The following is a 14,710-nucleotide window of genomic DNA, read 5'->3' as shown; positions in this document are numbered from 1 at the left end:
AGACAGGCGGTCGTTGCCGTTATGCCCCTCAGAGACTTTCTCCCGGTCAGGACATGGAAGTGGCGAGATGGGCGCGGTTCGCTGCGCTGAGCACGGCGCGGACACTCGCCGTGGCTATGTCCGAGTCCATGCCGACGCCGAATACCGTCCGCCCGTCCGCGGTCCGGCATTCGACATAGGCGGCCGCCTGCGCATCGGCACCATGACCGATCGCATGTTCGCTAAAGTCCGCAACGTCGAGCGCCGGTCCGGTCGTCTCCGCCAGCGCGGCGATGACGCCCGAGATCAGGCCGTTGCCGCGCCCGCTGATCGACCGCTCCTCGCCGTCCACCGCGACGCGTCCGACGAACAGCCGGTCGCCCGCACTGCCGCGTTCCTCATAGTCGCGCAGCACGAAGCGATCGTCGTCGCGGGGCAGATAGGTCGTCTTGAACCGGCCCCAGATGTCGGCGGCGCCAAGCTCGCGACTGGTCTCGTCAGCCAGCGCCTGGACGTGGCGGCTGAAATCGGCCTGCAGCCGTTTCGGCAGCTTCAATCCCTTGTCCTGCTCGAGAATCCAGGCGACGCCGCCCTTGCCACTTTGCGAGTTGACGCGGATCACCGCCTCGTAGCTGCGTCCGAGATCGGCCGGGTCGATCGGCAGATAGGGGACTTCCCACATATCGTCGTTGCGCGCCGCCTGCGCCGCGAAGCCCTTCTTGATCGCGTCCTGATGCGATCCCGAAAAGGCGGTGAACACCAACTCGCCGGCGTAGGGCGTGCGCGGATGGACGGGCAGGTTGGTGCAATGTTCGACCATGTCGACGATGCCGTCGATGTCCGACAGGTCGAGGCCGGGGTCGACGCCCTGGGTGTACATATTGAGCGCGACCGTGACGAGGTCACAATTGCCCGTGCGCTCACCGTTGCCGAGCAGGCAGCCCTCGACCCGGTCGGCGCCCGCCATCAGGCCCAACTCCGCCGCCGCGACGCCGGTGCCGCGGTCATTGTGGGTATGCAGCGAGATGACGACCGTCTCGCGGTTCGGGATATGGCGCCCAAACCATTCGATCTGGTCAGCATAGACATTGGGCGTCGCGCATTCGACCGTCGCCGGCAGGTTGAGGATCAACGGCTTGTCCGTCGTCGGCTGCAACACATCCATCACCGCCGCACAGACCTCGACCGAAAACTCGAGTTCGGCGGTGGAGAAGGTCTCCGGACTATATTCGAAATGCCAGTCGGTGCCGGGATAGCGGGCGGCTTGGTCGCGCAGCACCTTGGCACCTTCGACCGCGATGGCCCGCACCTCGTCGCGACTCATCCCGAACACGATCTTGCGCCACGCCGGCGAGACGGCGTTATACAGGTGCACGATCGCACGCGGCGCGCCTTCCAGGGCGGCGAAGCTGGTTTCGATCAAGTCGCGGCGCGACTGGGTGAGCACCTGCACCGTCACGTCGTCCGGAATCCGATCCTGGCGGACGAGGCCGCTGATGAAGTCGAACTCGGTCGCGCCGGCGCTCGGGAAGCCGACCTCAATCTCCTTGATGCCGACCTTGCAGATCAGATCGAAGAACCGGCCTTTCTTGTCGGCATCCATCGGGTCGATCAGCGCCTGATTGCCATCTCGCAGGTCGGTCGACAGCCAGCGGGGAGCGTGGGTGATGGTGCGGCTCGGCCACTGCCGGTCGGGCAGGGGCACGGTGGGGAAGGGGCGGTACTTGGTCGAAGGATCGCGGAGCATGTCGTCGGGTTTCCCGGCTCTGGCCGCGACGGTCGGGACTTCGCGGCGTTAGATGGCGCTGGTGCGAGGTCGGCCCTTGAAGGCGGCGCGCGGGCGCACGACCACCCTCAAGGGCGGATAAGTCGAAGAAGGCGCGCGCTGATCATGCTGGCCGCGTCATGCCGGCCTCATCGACACTTGTCCAGCACGACAAAGGTCATGATCGCGAACCGGTTCGTTAACGGGTTGATGTTAGGCGCAATCGGGTACGAGCGGGGGCTCATTAACCCAGGTTGTAAAGGGCCGGAACATGCGCCAACTCGTCTATATTAGCACCATCCGGCGCGGTATCGTCGCCGACTCCGATGCGATTCTGGCGCAGTCGCGGCGCAACAATGCGCGCGATCGCGTCACGGGTTTGCTGTTCTTCGACGGCAAGCGCTTTCTGCAGGCGCTGGAGGGCAGCGATGCCGCGGTCGATGCGACCTTCGCCCGCATCCAGGCCGATCCTCGCCATCACGCGCTGGTGCTGCTGTCGAGCCGCGAGATCGAGGCGCGCGAATTCGGCGAATGGGCGATGGCCTATGCCAAGCCGGGTGAGGCCGGGGATGCGCTGGAGCGCGTGCTGCGCCTGTCGGAGGGCGCCGACGCCGCGGTGCGCGCGACGTTCGAGGGGTTCGCGCGGGTACGCCGGGCGGCCTGAGCCGCGCCGGCGCCCGCATCGTGTTTATTAAGCGGTGAAAGCGGCGTGGATGTGCAGCTTCACCGTATCGGAGACGACGGGAGCATAAGCGCCGACGCCGAAGTCGCTGCGCTTGATCGTCGTGGTGCCGTCAAAGCCGAAATTCAGCTTCTTGTTCATCGGGTTGGTGCCCGCGCCGATGAAGGTCGCGTCGATCGTCACCGGCTTGGTCTGGTCCTTGATCGTCAGATTGCCGGTGATCGTCGCCTTGTTGCCGCCGCGCGGCGTCACGCCGGTCGAGACGAAACGCGCCGTCGGATATGTTGCGGCGTCGAAAAAGTCCTTCGACTGAAGGTGCTTGGCAAACGGGGCCGCGGTCGTGCTGAGCTGGTCGACCTGGAACGTCACCTCGACCTTGGCGGCAGCGGGTTTGGCCGGGTCGATGGTGATCGAGCCGCCCGACGCGCCGAACATGCCTTCCAGGATCGAGAAGCCCATGTGGTTCACTTCCCAAGAAACCTGAGTGTGGAAGGGGTCGACCTGATAGGTGCCGGCCGGGACCTTCGTTGCCGGCTGACCGGGCTGTCCGGGGGCGGTCGGAATGATCTGCGCGGCGGCAGGAATGGCGACCGCGGCGACCGCGGCGGCGAGAATAAGGCGCATGGATGGTCTCCCTGAATGACAGGGCGGTTTGACCATAACGCCGACGCGCCGGGAAGTGCCGGAACGGAAACGATCGGTTGCGGGCCGCCGCCCTCATCCCGCCGGCGCACCACCGGAGCGAGATGAGGGCGGCGGCGCTTCGTTTAGTTCTTCGCCCTGTCGACCAGCTTGTTGGCGCCGATCCACGGCATCATGGCGCGCAGTTCCGCGCCCGTCTTCTCGATCGGATGCGCTTCCGCCGCCTTGCGCGCGGCCTTCAACTCGGGTTGGCCGGCGCGGTTGTCGAGGACGAAATTCTTGACGAAGCGGCCCGACTGGATGTCGGCGAGCACCCGCTTCATCTCCTTCTTGGTCTCGTCGGTGATGATCCGCGGGCCGGTCGTGATGTCGCCATATTCGGCGGTGTTGCTGATCGAATAGCGCATGTTGGCGATGCCGCCCTCATAGAGCAGGTCGACGATCAGCTTGGTCTCGTGCAGGCACTCGAAATAGGCCATCTCCGGTGCATAGCCGGCGTCGACCAGCGTCTCGAAGCCGGCCTGGATCAGATGGGTGATACCGCCGCACAGCACCGCTTGCTCGCCGAACAGGTCGGTCTCGCACTCTTCCTTGAAATTGGTCTCGATGATGCCGGAGCGGCCGCCGCCAACGCCACTGGCATATGCGAGCGCGATGTCATGGGCGTTGCCGCTGGCGTCCTGGTGGATCGCGATCAGGCAGGGGACGCCGCCGCCGCGGACATATTCGCTGCGCACGGTATGGCCCGGCCCCTTGGGGGCGATCATGATCACGTCGATGTCCGCCGGCGGTTCGATCAGGCCGAAATGCACGTTGAGGCCGTGGGCGAAGGCGATCGCACTGCCCGGCTTCATGTTGCCCTTCAGGTCCTGATCCCAAATCGCCGCCTGATGCTCGTCGGGGGCGAGCATCATCAGGATGTCGGCCCAGCCCGCAGCTTCCTTGTTCGACAGCACCTTGAAGCCCGCGGCCTCGGCCTTGGCGGCGGACGCCGAGCCGGGCCGCAGCGCGATCGCGACGTCCTTGACCCCCGAATCACGCAGGTTCTGGGCGTGGGCATGGCCCTGCGAGCCGTAGCCGAGGATCACGATCTTCTTGTCGGTGATCAGGTTGAGATCGGCGTCGCGATCGTAATAGACCTTCATGTTCTACTTCCTTGTCCTTCCCGCGAAGGCGGGAATCCAGACCCGCAGACGCTAGTGGTTATGGATACCCGCCTCGGCGGGGATGACGAAAGGGGTGGAGCTAAGCGGCGTCCTTGCCCCGCGCGATGGCGACGATGCCGGTGCGGGCGACCTCGACCAGGCCGACCTCGCCCATCAGTTCGACAAACTTGTCAATCTTCTCGCTTGTGCCGGTCACCTCGAAGACGAAGGAGCCGATCGTCGCGTCGACGACGCGGGCGCGATAGACCTCCGCCAGGCGCAGCGCCTCGATCCGGTGGTCGCCGCTGCCCGCCACCTTGACCAAGGCCAGCTCGCGCTCAACGTGCGGGCCTAAAGCACTGAGATCGGTAACTTTATGTACCGGTACCAGCCGGTCAAGCTGGGCGATGATCTGCTCCATCACCGGCGGCGAGGCGCTGGTGACGATGGTGATCCGGCTGACCGCCTTGTCGTGGGTGATCTCCGACACGGTCAGGCTTTCGATATTGTAACCGCGCGCGGTGAACAGGCCGGCGATCCGGGCGAGGATGCCCGGTTCGTTGTCGACGATCACCGACAGCGTATGTCGTTCGGCGGCTTCGGTCTTGATGTGCATCCGGATCGTCACCCCGGCGAATGCCGGGGTCTCCCTGTTCTTTGAGCGGGTTCTGGCGGCTTGAGTCCCCAGCGTTCGCTGGGGTGACGATCATGTCAAACCAGCGCCTTGGCCTCATCGTCCATCGTGCCCGACACCTCGTTCGCTTGCAGGATCATGTCGGTATGCGCCGCGCCCGACGGGATCATCGGGAAGCAATTGGCGAGCTTCGCGACGCGGCAGTCGACGATCACCGGTCCATCATGGTCGAGCATCGCCTGGATGCCATCCTCCAAAGCGTCGCGCGCCTCGATCCGAATGCCCTTCCAGCCATAGGCCTCGCCCAGCTTCACGAAGTCGGGCAGGCTGTCCGAATAGCTTTCGGCATAGCGGCTCTCGTAGGTCAGCTCCTGCCACTGGCGCACCATCCCCATATATTCGTTGTTGAGGATGAAGATCTTGACCGGCAGCCGATATTGCGTCGCCGTTGCCAGCTCCTGGATGTTCATCTGGATCGACGCCTCGCCGGCGATGTCGATGACCAAAGCCTTGGGATTGCCGAGCTGCGCGCCGATCGCCGCGGGCAGGCCATAGCCCATCGTGCCGAGACCGCCGCTGGTCAGCCATTTGTTGGGGGCGTCGAAGCCGAAATGCTGCGCCGCCCACATTTGGTGCTGACCGACCTCGGTAGTGATGATCGGGTTGCGCGCATGCGTCGCCTCGAACAGCGCACGGATCGCGCGCTGCGGCATGATCTCCTCGCCCGCTTCCGGAAAGTCGAGGCATTTGACCGCCCGCCAGCCCTCGATCCGGCGCCACCATTCGCGCGTATCCGGCCGCGGGTGCTGACGCGCCTTCCAGACGCGGATCATGTCCTCCATCGCGTGGCCGGCGTCGGCGATGATCGCCAGGTCGACGCGGACGTTCTTGTTCACGCTCGACCGGTCGATGTCGATGTGTACCTTGCGGCTCGTCGGGCTGAACGCGTCGAGCCGGCCGGTGACGCGATCGTCGAACCGGCTGCCGATCGCGACCACCAGATCGGCCTGGTTCATCGCCATATTGGCTTCAAAGGTGCCATGCATGCCGAGCATGCCGAGGAACTGGGGCGACGAGGCCGGAAAGGCGCCGAGGCCCATCAGCGTCGAGGTGACCGGCGCGCCCGTCACCTTGGCCAGCTCGCGGAGCAGCTGCGAGGCGGCGGGCCCGGCGTTGATCACGCCGCCGCCGGTATACAGGATCGGCCGTTCCGCCGCGGCGAGCATGTCGACGACCTGCTCGATCTCGCTCGGTCGCGCCTTCACCTGCGGACGGTAGGTCTTGTGCTGGATCGCACCGGGCTTGGTGTAGCGGGCGGTGGCGACCTGCACATCCTTGGGGATGTCGATCACCACCGGACCGGGGCGGCCCGAGGTGGCGATATGGAACGCCTCGTGGATCACCGGGCCGAGCCGCGCCGGGTCCTTCACCAGATAATTGTGCTTGGTGCAGTGGCGGGTGATGCCGACGGTGTCCGCCTCCTGGAAGGCGTCGGTGCCGATCAGCCCGGTCGGCACCTGGCCGGTGATGACCACCATCGGGATCGAATCGAGCAGGGCGTCGGTAATGCCGGTGACGGCATTGGTCGCACCGGGGCCGGAGGTGACGAGCACCACGCCCGGCTTGCCGGTCGAGCGGGCATAGCCCTCCGCCGCATGCGTCGCCGCCTGCTCGTGACGGACCAGGATGTGCTTGATCCGGCCCGAGCGGAACATGGCGTCGTAGATCGGCAAAACCGCACCGCCGGGATAGCCGAACACGACCTCCACGCCGAGATCGCACAGCGCCTCGACCAGGATGTCCGCTCCGCTTTGCTCCGCCACGATAACCTCCGTCCGTATACTGCCGGTGAGGGCTGGGCGGTTAGAGGGCGGCGGAAGCAGGGTCAACCCGGATTCGACAACAAACGATCTATTTCAGTGGTCAAATCGACAGAATCTTTCGCTGCAACCCAATTCGACGGTGGTTGGTGACGGAACCACGTGTATTGCCGCTTGGCATAGCGGCGGGTGTCCATCTGCACCTGCGCCAGCGCGGCGGCCCGCGTCGACCTGCCCTGCAGCCAGGCGGCGATCGGCGGCACGCCGATGGCGCGGCGGATCGGCGCGTCTGCGGGAACGTCGTCGCGGGCGAGCAGCTGTGCCACCTCCTGCTCTGCGCCTTGGGCGAACATCTGCTCGCAGCGGCGGTCGATCCGTTCGACAAGCCGCTCGCGGTCGGGCAGCAGGATGGCCGCGGCGAGCGTTACCGCGTCGGTGATGCCGCCGACGCGCTCGCTTTGCCAGGCGGCGAGGGGGCGCCCGGTCGACCGGATCACCTCGAGCGCCCGCGCCACCCGCGTCGTGTCGGCCGGGGCGAGCCGTACGGCGGCGGCGAGATCCTCCCGGGCGAGCATCCGATGCGCGTCCGCCACGGGCAGGGCGCGGACGGCGGCGCGGATCGCCGGATCGATCGGCGGCACCGGCGCGATGCCGTCCAGCAGGGTGCGAAGATACAGGCCGGTGCCGCCGACGAGGATGGGCAGCCTGCCCGCAGCATGCGCGGCGTCGATCGCGATCTTCGCCTCATCGGCCCAGCGGGCCGCCGAATAGCCGGCGTCGGCTGCGTCGACATGGCCGAACAGGCGATGCGGGGCCGCTGCCGCCTCAGTCACGCTCGGCCGCGCCGTGAGGATGCGCAGGTCGGCATAGACTTGGCTGGCATCGGCATTGATGACGACACCGTCGTGTCGCTTGGCGAGCAGGATGGCGGCGGCGGACTTGCCGCTCGCGGTCGGCCCTGCGATGAGCGCCAGCCTGGGACGGGAGACGATGGTGTTCACGGCGACGCTCATAGCAGCAGGGACGTTCGATGCAGGCGATTTGTCGGCGGCGGCCGACCGGCTGGCGCAGGCAGGGTGCGGCCCGTCCGCGCCGACGTGGATCGACGTGGGGCAGGCGGCGGACCTGCCCTTCGCCGGCGATGCCGTTGCGGCGCGCGTGGCGCTGGACGGCGCCTTCGCCGGCATCGACGTCGTCGTGCAGCCGACCGCTAGCCGCGCCAAGACGCTTCTCGTGGCCGACATGGATTCGACGATGATCACCGTCGAATGTATCGACGAACTCGCCGATTATGCCGGCATCAAGGCGGAGGTGGCGGCGGTCACCGAATGCGCCATGCGCGGCGAATTGGATTTCGAGGCTGCGCTGGACGCGCGGGTCGCGCTGCTCGTCAGCCTCGACGAAGCGGTAATCGCGGCGTGCCTGGCGGAACGGGTCACGATCATGCCGGGCGCGAAGGCGCTGGTGCGGACGATGCGGGCGCGGGGCGGGCAGGCGATCCTGGTGTCGGGCGGCTTCACCCGCTTCGCTGAGCCGGTGGCGGCAGAGATCGGCTTCGACCGCGCCATCGCCAATCGGCTGCTGATCGAGGACGGGCGGCTGACCGGCGCGGTCGCCAAGCCGATCGTCGGGGCCGCCACCAAGGAGACGACGCTGCGCGAGGCGATCGTCACGCTGGGCATCGATCCCGCGCGCAGCCTGGCGGTCGGCGACGGCGCCAACGATCTGGCGATGATCCGCGCGGCGGGGCTGGGCGTCGCCTATCATGCCAAACCAATCGTCGCCGAGGCGGCGGCGGCGCGGATCGATCACGGCGACCTGTCGGCGCTGCTCTACGCGCAGGGGATCAGGCGCGCCGACTGGATCGCCTGATCCGACAAAGCCTCGAGCGTCAGGGGGCGACCACGACGCAGGACACGCCCGATGCGCTGCACGCCCGTTGTGCCGCGGCCTTGCTGGCGAAACCGCCCGCCTGCAACCGGGTCAGGGCGCCGGCGCGGGCGTAGACAGGCTTGGCCGCGCCGAGCCGGCCACGCACCTTCACCCATTGCGCTTCGGCATTGGCCTGGCTGCTGAACGCGCCGAGCTGGATGCGCCAGCCGCCGGCCGTGGGAGCCGCGACGGGCGCCGGCGTCGAACGCTCGGCGACCGGGGCAGGGCGATGCGGCGCGGGCCGGGTCTGGACGGGCTGTTCGACGATCCGGTCGGGCACCGGCCGGTCGGGTGCCGACGTGCGCGGCACCGGGCGAGGCCGGGGGCGTTCGGCCTCGACGCGCGACGGTGGCACGTCGGCACTCGCCACCGCGCGCGTCGGCGTGCCGGCCGCCGGACCGGCGGGCATGCGATATTGCGCCGCCATCTGCTGCGCCAGCGCGGTGCCGCGTTCGCGGTCGGCGGGCGTGATATACTGGTCCATCTGCGCCAGCGTCTGCGCCGCCGGCTCCGCCGCAGCGGCCATCTTCGACTGGGCCGCCAGGGTCATCAGCGCATAGGCGCGCGGATAATTGACCGGCAGGCCGTCGCCGTTGAACAGCATCGTGCCGAGGACGAGCTGCGCGCGCGGTTCGCCGCGGGCAGCGGATTTTTCAAGCCAAGGCGCGGCATCGGCCTTCTTGCCGACCTGGAACAGCGCGAGGCCGTAATTGTCCTGGGCCTGGAAATGCCCCTGCACCGCCGCCTTGCGGAACCAGCTTTCCGCCAGCACCGGGTCGAGCGGCACGCCGCGGCCGAGCTTATAGGCCTGACCCAGGTTGAACTGCGCATCGGGGTCGCCCGCCACCGCCGGCCCGCGCCACTGGTCGACCGCGGTCTTGTAGTCGCCTCGGCCCCAGGCATCGACGCCCGCCTTGACGTTCTGTGCGGCGGCCGGCGCGACCGCCAGCATCAGCCCCGCCGCGACGCCAATTCCCGGCATGATCTTCGCGAAACGCATCATTCGCCCCCTTGAGCCCTTTCCGCCACCATGCCCGGCGATGCGACGGAAGGCAAAGCGGCAAAAACGGCGGTAACCCTGCTTTTCGGCCATTAACCGCTTCTTAGCCCGGCTCTGGCACCTCTGGCGCGTAAATTCACGCGGTTCAATTTTCCAAGGGGGCCTATGCGCGTTCTCGCGATGGCATCGCAAAAGGGCGGTTCGGGCAAGACGACCTTGTCCGGACACCTCGCCGTTCAGGCACAGATGGCGGGCCACGGCCCGGTCGTCCTGATCGACATCGATCCGCAGGGATCGCTGGCGGATTGGTGGAACGAGCGGACCGCCGAATTTCCGGCCTTCGCCCAGACCACCGTCGCGCGGCTCGCCGCCGACCTGGAAGTGCTGCGCCAGCAGGGCTTCAAGCTGGCGATGATCGACACGCCGCCGGCAATCACCATGGCCATTCAGAGCGTCATCAACGTCGCCGAGCTGGTGGTGGTGCCGACCCGGCCCAGCCCGCACGACCTGCGTGCCGTCGGCGCCACCGTCGATTTGTGCGACCGTGCGGGCAAGCCGCTGATCTTCGTCGTCAACGCCGCGACGCCCAAGGCGAGGATCACCAGCGACGCCGCGGTCGCGCTGTCGCAACATGGCACCGTCGCGCCGATCACGCTGCATCAGCGGACCGATTTTGCCGCCTCGATGATCGACGGGCGTACGGTGATGGAGGTCGACCCGTCGGGCCGATCCGCCGCCGAGGTCGGCGCCTTGTGGACCTATATCGCCGACCGGCTGGAGAAGAATTTCCGGCGTACCGTCTTTTCGGTGCCGAGTGCCGGCAACGGCTTTGCCGGGCGTACGCCGGCCGGCGGCTTCGGCCGCCGCGTGGTTGGAGGCTGAGCCCGATGTTCGGCAACGGATCGAAACCGATGGCGTCGCTGTCGTCCGGGCTGCTCGCCCGCAAGGGGCACGCGCGACCGGCGATGCGCAGCCAGGGGTTCAGCGGCTTCGGCGGCGTCGCCCAGGGCCTGGACGACCTCGGCTGGAACGACATGGGCGATGCCGCTGCGGCGGCGATGCCCGTCGCACCCGAACCGGCGCCGGCACCGACACCGGCCGCGGCGCCTATCGCCGCGACGTTGCCGGCCGTCGACGCGCCGTCATCAGCCAGCGAGACGATCCCGCCGGTGCTGGTCGAGCGCGAGCGGCTCGAGGCGGCGGTGGCGCCAACACCCGTGGTCAAGTCCGTGTCCGTCGCGACGGCCACGCGCCTGCGCCGCGAGACGCAACATGCCGGCAAGGCCGCCTTTACGCTGCGCGTGGACGCCAACCGCCATCTGCGGCTTCGCATCGCCTCGGCGATCACCAACCGATCGTCGCAGGATCTGGTGACCGAAGCGCTCGACGCCTTGATCGGCGCGATCCCGGAAGTCGATGCGCTGGTCGCGCAGCTTCCGCCCGCGCGCAAGACGCGCTGATTTCCCTGGGGGGACGTTCGATGAACAGCCGTGCACTAGTTTCACTCAGCCTGTCGGCGCTGCTGCTCGGCGGCTCGATGGTCGGCTGTACCGACCGCAGCAGCCATGTCGCCTCCGCGGGCGATCACGATGCGGCGCGTGCGGCCAAGCAGGCGCGGCGCCAGAACGACAAGGCGGTGCGCGCCCTTGCCGACAACGACAGCGCGACGGCGGTCCGCTTCGCCGAGGCGGCGGTGGCACTGACGCCGCGCGATGCCGGCTATCGGATGGTGCTGGCGCAAAGCTATCTGCGCGCCGGTCGCTTCGCCTCGGCGCGAGCGGCCTTCGCCGACGTGCTGGAACTGACGCCCGGCAACGGCAAGGCGGCGCTCAACCTGGCGCTCGCGCAGATCGCCGGTGGCGACTGGGTCGCGGCGCGGGCGACGCTGGCGGCGCACAGCGACACCATTCCCGGTGTCGACCTCGGTCTCGCCACGACGCTGGCGGGCGATCCGGCGGGCGGCATCGCCATCCTCACCCCACTCGCCCGTTCCGGCCAGGGCAATGCCAAGACCCGGCAGAATCTGGCGTTGAGCTATGCGCTCGCCGGCCAGTGGCAGATGGCCCGGGTTGTCGCCGCGGCGGACATGTCGCCGGCCGACGTCGACGCGCGGATCGAGCAATGGGCCGCCTTCGCGCAGCCGAAAGCCGCCTCGCAACAGGTCGCCAGCCTGCTGGGCGTGACGCCGGTCGCCGATGCCGGCCAGCCGGTCGCGCTGGCGCTCAATGCGCCGGTGCCGGTGGCACCGCTGCCCCCGGCGCCGGTGATCGAAACGGCGGCGGTTGCCGCTCCGGTCCCCGTACCCGCCGCCGTGGCGGCGCCGGTCGCCAAGACGGTGCTGGTCGACGTGCCGGTCCCGCCGGCAACGCCATTCCGTCCGGTCTTCGCCGCTGCCAAGGAGGTGGTGCAGCCACTGCCGCAGGATGCCGGCGCGGCGCAGGGCGTCGCCCGTTACGCGGCAACGCCGCCGTCGCTGATCCGTAGTCCGCGTGGCCCGATCAAGGTCGCCCTCGCACCGCATGCTGTCGAGCCGATGCCCGCCGGATCGGGCGATTGGTACGTGCAGCTGGGCGCGTTCAGCAACGTCGGTATCGCCAAGGCCGGCTGGACCCGCGCGACCGAGCGGTTCGCTGCGCTGTCCGGTCATCAGCCGACCGGCGCACGGGTCGCGGCCAAGGCTGGCAACCTCTACCGCCTGTCGGTCGGCGGCTTCGACCGTGCCTCGGCGGAACGGATGTGCCGCGACTATCGCGCCAAGGGCGGCGCCTGTTTCGTCCGCCGCGAGGCCGGCGACCAGATGGCGCAGTGGCTGCGCGCGCCGGTGCAGGTCGCGTCGCGCTGACGCTGTCGCGGGCCTGACGATCCGGGACTGATCGTCAGACCTCCCGGCCACCTTTCCACAGGCGCAGGACACGGCCCTGCACGGGCAGGCCGTCGAACGGCGTGTTGGCGGCGCCCCCGCTGAAGGCGGTGCCATCGATCTGCCAGGGCGTGTCGGCATCGAACAGTATGAGGTCGGCAGGCTTGCCGAGCTCCAGCGTACCAGCGTCGAGGCCTAATATTTTTGCCGGATGGGCGGCGAGCAGCGCGAACAATCGGTCCAGCGTCAGTTGCCCGTCGCGGACCAGCATCAGTGCGAGCGGCAGCAGCGTCTCGGCGCCGGCCATGCCAGGCGTCGAGTCGACGAAGGGCAGGCGTTTCTCCTCCGGTCCGTGCGGGTCGTGACCCGAACCGAGCACATCGATCGTACCGTCCGCGATGGCGGCGAGCGCCGCCTGGCGATCCGCCTCGCCGCGCAGCGGCGGCGAGAGATGCGCATAGGTCCTGAAGTCGCTGACCGCGATCTCCGACAGATGGAGATGGGCGGGCGTGATGCCGCAGGTCACGGCGACGCCGCGGCGCTTCGCAGCGCGGATCAGGTCGAAGGCGGCGGCGGTAGTGACCTGGCGCAGGTGCAGCCGCGCGCCGGTATCCTCGGCCAGCATCAGGTCGCGGGCCACCGCCAGCGCCTCGGCGACCGCAGGCGCGGAGGGAAGGCCGAGGCGGGTCGCCGTCTCGCCGTCGGTTGCCACAGCCTCGCCGGTCAGGCCGCCGTCCTCGGCATGGCTGACCACGGCGATGTCGAGATCGCGGGCATAAGCGAGCACCCGGCGCATCACCCCCGAATCGGCGATCCAGCCGCGGCCCGTGCCGACGGCCTTGGCACCGGCGGAGGCGCAGATCGCCATTTCCGCCATGTCGCGCCCGGTGAGGCCTTGGGTCGCCGCGGCGATCGGATGGATCCAAAGATCGGGCTTGCCGATCAGCGCTGCGCGCTGGACGACGCCGGGTTCGTCGAGCACCGGGCGGCCGTCCGGCATCAGGGCCACACGGGCGATGCCGCCGCTGCGGAACGCGGTGCGGTCGATCGCGAAGACGCCGAGGTCGATGATGCCGGGCGCCAGCCACTTGCCACCGCAGTCGATCGTCTGCGCATCGGCAGGGACGTCGACCGTCCCTGCGGCGACGATCGCGCCGTCGCGGACGAGGAGCGCGCCGTCGCGGACACCGGCGACCGGGCAGACCAGATGCGCGTTGAGGAACGCCGTTACGCTCATGCCCAGCCCTCCACCTTGCGGGCGCGCCGGGTCAGCACGTCCAGACAGGCCATGCGTACCGCCACCCCCATCTCCACCTGCTCCGTGATCGCCGACTGCGGGCCGTCGGCGACGCTCGAATCGATCTCGACGCCGCGGTTCATCGGACCGGGATGCATCACCAGCGCATCGGGCAGGCGCGCCAGCCGTTCCGGCGTCAGGCCGTAGCGCAGGCGATATTCGCGAGTGGATGGGATGTAGCCGCCGCCCATCCGCTCGTTCTGCACGCGCAGCATCATGACGACGTCGGCGCCGACCAGCGCCCTGTCGAAATCGGTGAAGGGGGTGACGCCCATCCGCTCGATCGCCGGCGGCATCAGCGTCGACGGCGCGCAGACGCGCACTTCGGCGGCGAGCGCGGTCAGACTGAGGATGTTGGAGCGGGCGACGCGGCTGTGCAGCACGTCGCCGCAGATCACGACGCGCTGGCCGGCGATGCTGCCGCGGCGGCGGCGGATGGTCAGCGCGTCGAGCAGCGCCTGGGTCGGATGCTCGTGGCGCCCGTCGCCGGCGTTGAGCACCGGGCAATCGACCTTGTCGGCGATCAGCCGCACCGCGCCGGACGCCATGTGACGGATGACGATGACGTCGGCGCGCATCGCGTTGAGCGTCTGCGCCGTGTCGATCAACGTCTCGCCCTTCTTCACGCTCGACTGGGCGGCGTGCATGTTGACGACGTCGGCGCCAAGCCGCTTGCCGGCGATCTCGAAGCTGAGCAGCGTCCGCGTCGAATTCTCGAAGAAGGCGTTGATCTGGGTCAGTCCGGCGAGCCGCTTGTCGGGCGCGGCGTGATCACGATTGGCGCCGATCCACTGTTCCGCCTCGTCGAGCAGGAAGGTGATCTCGTGCGGCTGGAGGCCGTCGATGCCGGTCAGATGCCGGTGCGGGAAGACGGCGCCGCCCGGAATCTGGGCGGCGGGGCTGTGATCGGAGCGGTGCATCGAGGGGGCCGGTTAGACCGGCCGGGGGCGGGGG

At 68.6% G+C, this 14,710-nt stretch carries 14 protein-coding genes; 5 read left to right on the top strand and 9 right to left on the bottom strand.

All coding sequences use genetic code 11. The annotated features are described in order from the left end of the window. Nucleotides 1-46 precede the first annotated feature (46 nt). Entirely contained in the window at nucleotides 47-1,726 is a 1,680-nt protein-coding gene (leuA, locus tag ACU5AX_RS04615; protein WP_446689848.1) for a 2-isopropylmalate synthase, read from the bottom strand. A gap of 289 nt (nucleotides 1,727-2,015) precedes the next feature. Between leuA and ACU5AX_RS04610 the strand changes: the two genes are divergently transcribed. After that, complete coding sequence (locus ACU5AX_RS04610; protein WP_446689847.1) at nucleotides 2,016-2,408, top strand: BLUF domain-containing protein; 393 nt, start codon at nucleotides 2,016-2,018, stop codon at nucleotides 2,406-2,408. Nucleotides 2,409-2,435: 27 nt separating this feature from the next. Here the strand turns inward: ACU5AX_RS04610 and ACU5AX_RS04605 are convergent, their stop codons facing one another. From ACU5AX_RS04605 to miaA, 5 genes are all read right to left on the bottom strand, one after another. Further along, complete coding sequence (locus ACU5AX_RS04605) at nucleotides 2,436-3,050, bottom strand: YceI family protein (RefSeq protein WP_198352525.1); 615 nt, start codon at nucleotides 3,048-3,050, stop codon at nucleotides 2,436-2,438. A 143-nt stretch (nucleotides 3,051-3,193) separates the two neighbouring features. Next, on the bottom strand, nucleotides 3,194-4,213 hold the full coding sequence (gene ilvC / locus ACU5AX_RS04600) for a ketol-acid reductoisomerase (protein ID WP_446689846.1): 1,020 nt from the start codon (nucleotides 4,211-4,213) through the stop codon (nucleotides 3,194-3,196). Nucleotides 4,214-4,313: 100 nt separating this feature from the next. Continuing rightward, nucleotides 4,314-4,829 carry an acetolactate synthase small subunit gene (ilvN, locus tag ACU5AX_RS04595; protein WP_198352527.1) on the bottom strand — a complete coding sequence of 172 codons (516 nt, stop codon included), beginning with the start codon at nucleotides 4,827-4,829 and terminating at the stop codon, nucleotides 4,314-4,316. Between the two features lie 95 nt (nucleotides 4,830-4,924). Continuing rightward, nucleotides 4,925-6,670, bottom strand: a complete 1,746-nt coding sequence (locus ACU5AX_RS04590; RefSeq protein ID WP_198352528.1) for an acetolactate synthase 3 large subunit — start codon at nucleotides 6,668-6,670, stop codon at nucleotides 4,925-4,927. 62 nt (nucleotides 6,671-6,732) lie between these two features. Then, complete coding sequence (gene miaA, locus ACU5AX_RS04585; RefSeq protein WP_446689845.1) at nucleotides 6,733-7,680, bottom strand: tRNA (adenosine(37)-N6)-dimethylallyltransferase MiaA; 948 nt, start codon at nucleotides 7,678-7,680, stop codon at nucleotides 6,733-6,735. Between miaA and serB the strand changes: the two genes are divergently transcribed. Beyond that, nucleotides 7,661-8,539, top strand: a complete 879-nt coding sequence (gene serB / locus ACU5AX_RS04580; RefSeq protein ID WP_446690468.1) for a phosphoserine phosphatase SerB — start codon at nucleotides 7,661-7,663, stop codon at nucleotides 8,537-8,539. The genes miaA and serB overlap by 20 nt on opposite strands. Nucleotides 8,540-8,558: 19 nt before the next feature. Here serB and ACU5AX_RS04575 read toward each other — a convergent pair whose 3' ends face one another. Beyond that, on the bottom strand, nucleotides 8,559-9,602 hold the full coding sequence (locus tag ACU5AX_RS04575; RefSeq protein WP_446689844.1) for an SPOR domain-containing protein: 1,044 nt from the start codon (nucleotides 9,600-9,602) through the stop codon (nucleotides 8,559-8,561). A gap of 162 nt (nucleotides 9,603-9,764) precedes the next feature. Between ACU5AX_RS04575 and ACU5AX_RS04570 the strand changes: the two genes are divergently transcribed. Genes ACU5AX_RS04570 through ACU5AX_RS04560 form a run of 3 tightly spaced genes read left to right on the top strand, consistent with a single transcriptional unit; the run spans nucleotide 9,765 to nucleotide 12,441 of the window. Further along, entirely contained in the window at nucleotides 9,765-10,481 is a 717-nt protein-coding gene (locus ACU5AX_RS04570; protein WP_198352553.1) for an AAA family ATPase, read from the top strand. A gap of 29 nt (nucleotides 10,482-10,510) precedes the next feature. Beyond that, nucleotides 10,511-11,059, top strand: coding sequence for a hypothetical protein (locus ACU5AX_RS04565; RefSeq protein WP_446689843.1), 549 nt, complete (start codon nucleotides 10,511-10,513; stop codon nucleotides 11,057-11,059). Between the two features lie 20 nt (nucleotides 11,060-11,079). Continuing rightward, entirely contained in the window at nucleotides 11,080-12,441 is a 1,362-nt protein-coding gene (locus tag ACU5AX_RS04560; protein WP_446689842.1) for an SPOR domain-containing protein, read from the top strand. A 34-nt stretch (nucleotides 12,442-12,475) separates the two neighbouring features. Here the strand turns inward: ACU5AX_RS04560 and ACU5AX_RS04555 are convergent, their stop codons facing one another. Both ACU5AX_RS04555 and ACU5AX_RS04550 read right to left on the bottom strand, forming a co-directional pair. Continuing rightward, complete coding sequence (locus ACU5AX_RS04555; protein WP_446689841.1) at nucleotides 12,476-13,696, bottom strand: dihydroorotase; 1,221 nt, start codon at nucleotides 13,694-13,696, stop codon at nucleotides 12,476-12,478. Continuing rightward, complete coding sequence (locus ACU5AX_RS04550) at nucleotides 13,693-14,676, bottom strand: aspartate carbamoyltransferase catalytic subunit (protein ID WP_446689840.1); 984 nt, start codon at nucleotides 14,674-14,676, stop codon at nucleotides 13,693-13,695. The genes ACU5AX_RS04555 and ACU5AX_RS04550 overlap by 4 nt, the downstream gene beginning before the upstream one ends. Between the last annotated feature and the right edge of the window lie 34 nt (nucleotides 14,677-14,710).

Source organism: Sphingomonas benefaciens (assembly GCF_052907485.1).
The sequence above is the reverse complement of the archived record's forward strand: the minus strand, read 5'-3'. Positions and strand labels throughout refer to the sequence as shown.

What these genes read in the sequence shown, in the direction of transcription:
- leuA (WP_446689848.1), bottom strand. Translation starts at nt 1,726, where the DNA reads ATGCTCCGCGATCCTTCGACCAAGTACCGCCCCTTCCCCACCGTGCCC.
- ACU5AX_RS04610 (WP_446689847.1), top strand. Translation starts at nt 2,016, where the DNA reads ATGCGCCAACTCGTCTATATTAGCACCATCCGGCGCGGTATCGTCGCC.
- ACU5AX_RS04605 (WP_198352525.1), bottom strand. Translation starts at nt 3,050, where the DNA reads ATGCGCCTTATTCTCGCCGCCGCGGTCGCCGCGGTCGCCATTCCTGCC.
- ilvC (WP_446689846.1), bottom strand. Translation starts at nt 4,213, where the DNA reads ATGAAGGTCTATTACGATCGCGACGCCGATCTCAACCTGATCACCGAC.
- ilvN (WP_198352527.1), bottom strand. Translation starts at nt 4,829, where the DNA reads ATGCACATCAAGACCGAAGCCGCCGAACGACATACGCTGTCGGTGATC.
- miaA (WP_446689845.1), bottom strand. Translation starts at nt 7,680, where the DNA reads ATGAGCGTCGCCGTGAACACCATCGTCTCCCGTCCCAGGCTGGCGCTC.
- ACU5AX_RS04575 (WP_446689844.1), bottom strand. Translation starts at nt 9,602, where the DNA reads ATGATGCGTTTCGCGAAGATCATGCCGGGAATTGGCGTCGCGGCGGGG.
- ACU5AX_RS04570 (WP_198352553.1), top strand. Translation starts at nt 9,765, where the DNA reads ATGCGCGTTCTCGCGATGGCATCGCAAAAGGGCGGTTCGGGCAAGACG.
- ACU5AX_RS04565 (WP_446689843.1), top strand. Translation starts at nt 10,511, where the DNA reads ATGGCGTCGCTGTCGTCCGGGCTGCTCGCCCGCAAGGGGCACGCGCGA.
- ACU5AX_RS04560 (WP_446689842.1), top strand. Translation starts at nt 11,080, where the DNA reads ATGAACAGCCGTGCACTAGTTTCACTCAGCCTGTCGGCGCTGCTGCTC.
- ACU5AX_RS04555 (WP_446689841.1), bottom strand. Translation starts at nt 13,696, where the DNA reads ATGAGCGTAACGGCGTTCCTCAACGCGCATCTGGTCTGCCCGGTCGCC.
- ACU5AX_RS04550 (WP_446689840.1), bottom strand. Translation starts at nt 14,676, where the DNA reads ATGCACCGCTCCGATCACAGCCCCGCCGCCCAGATTCCGGGCGGCGCC.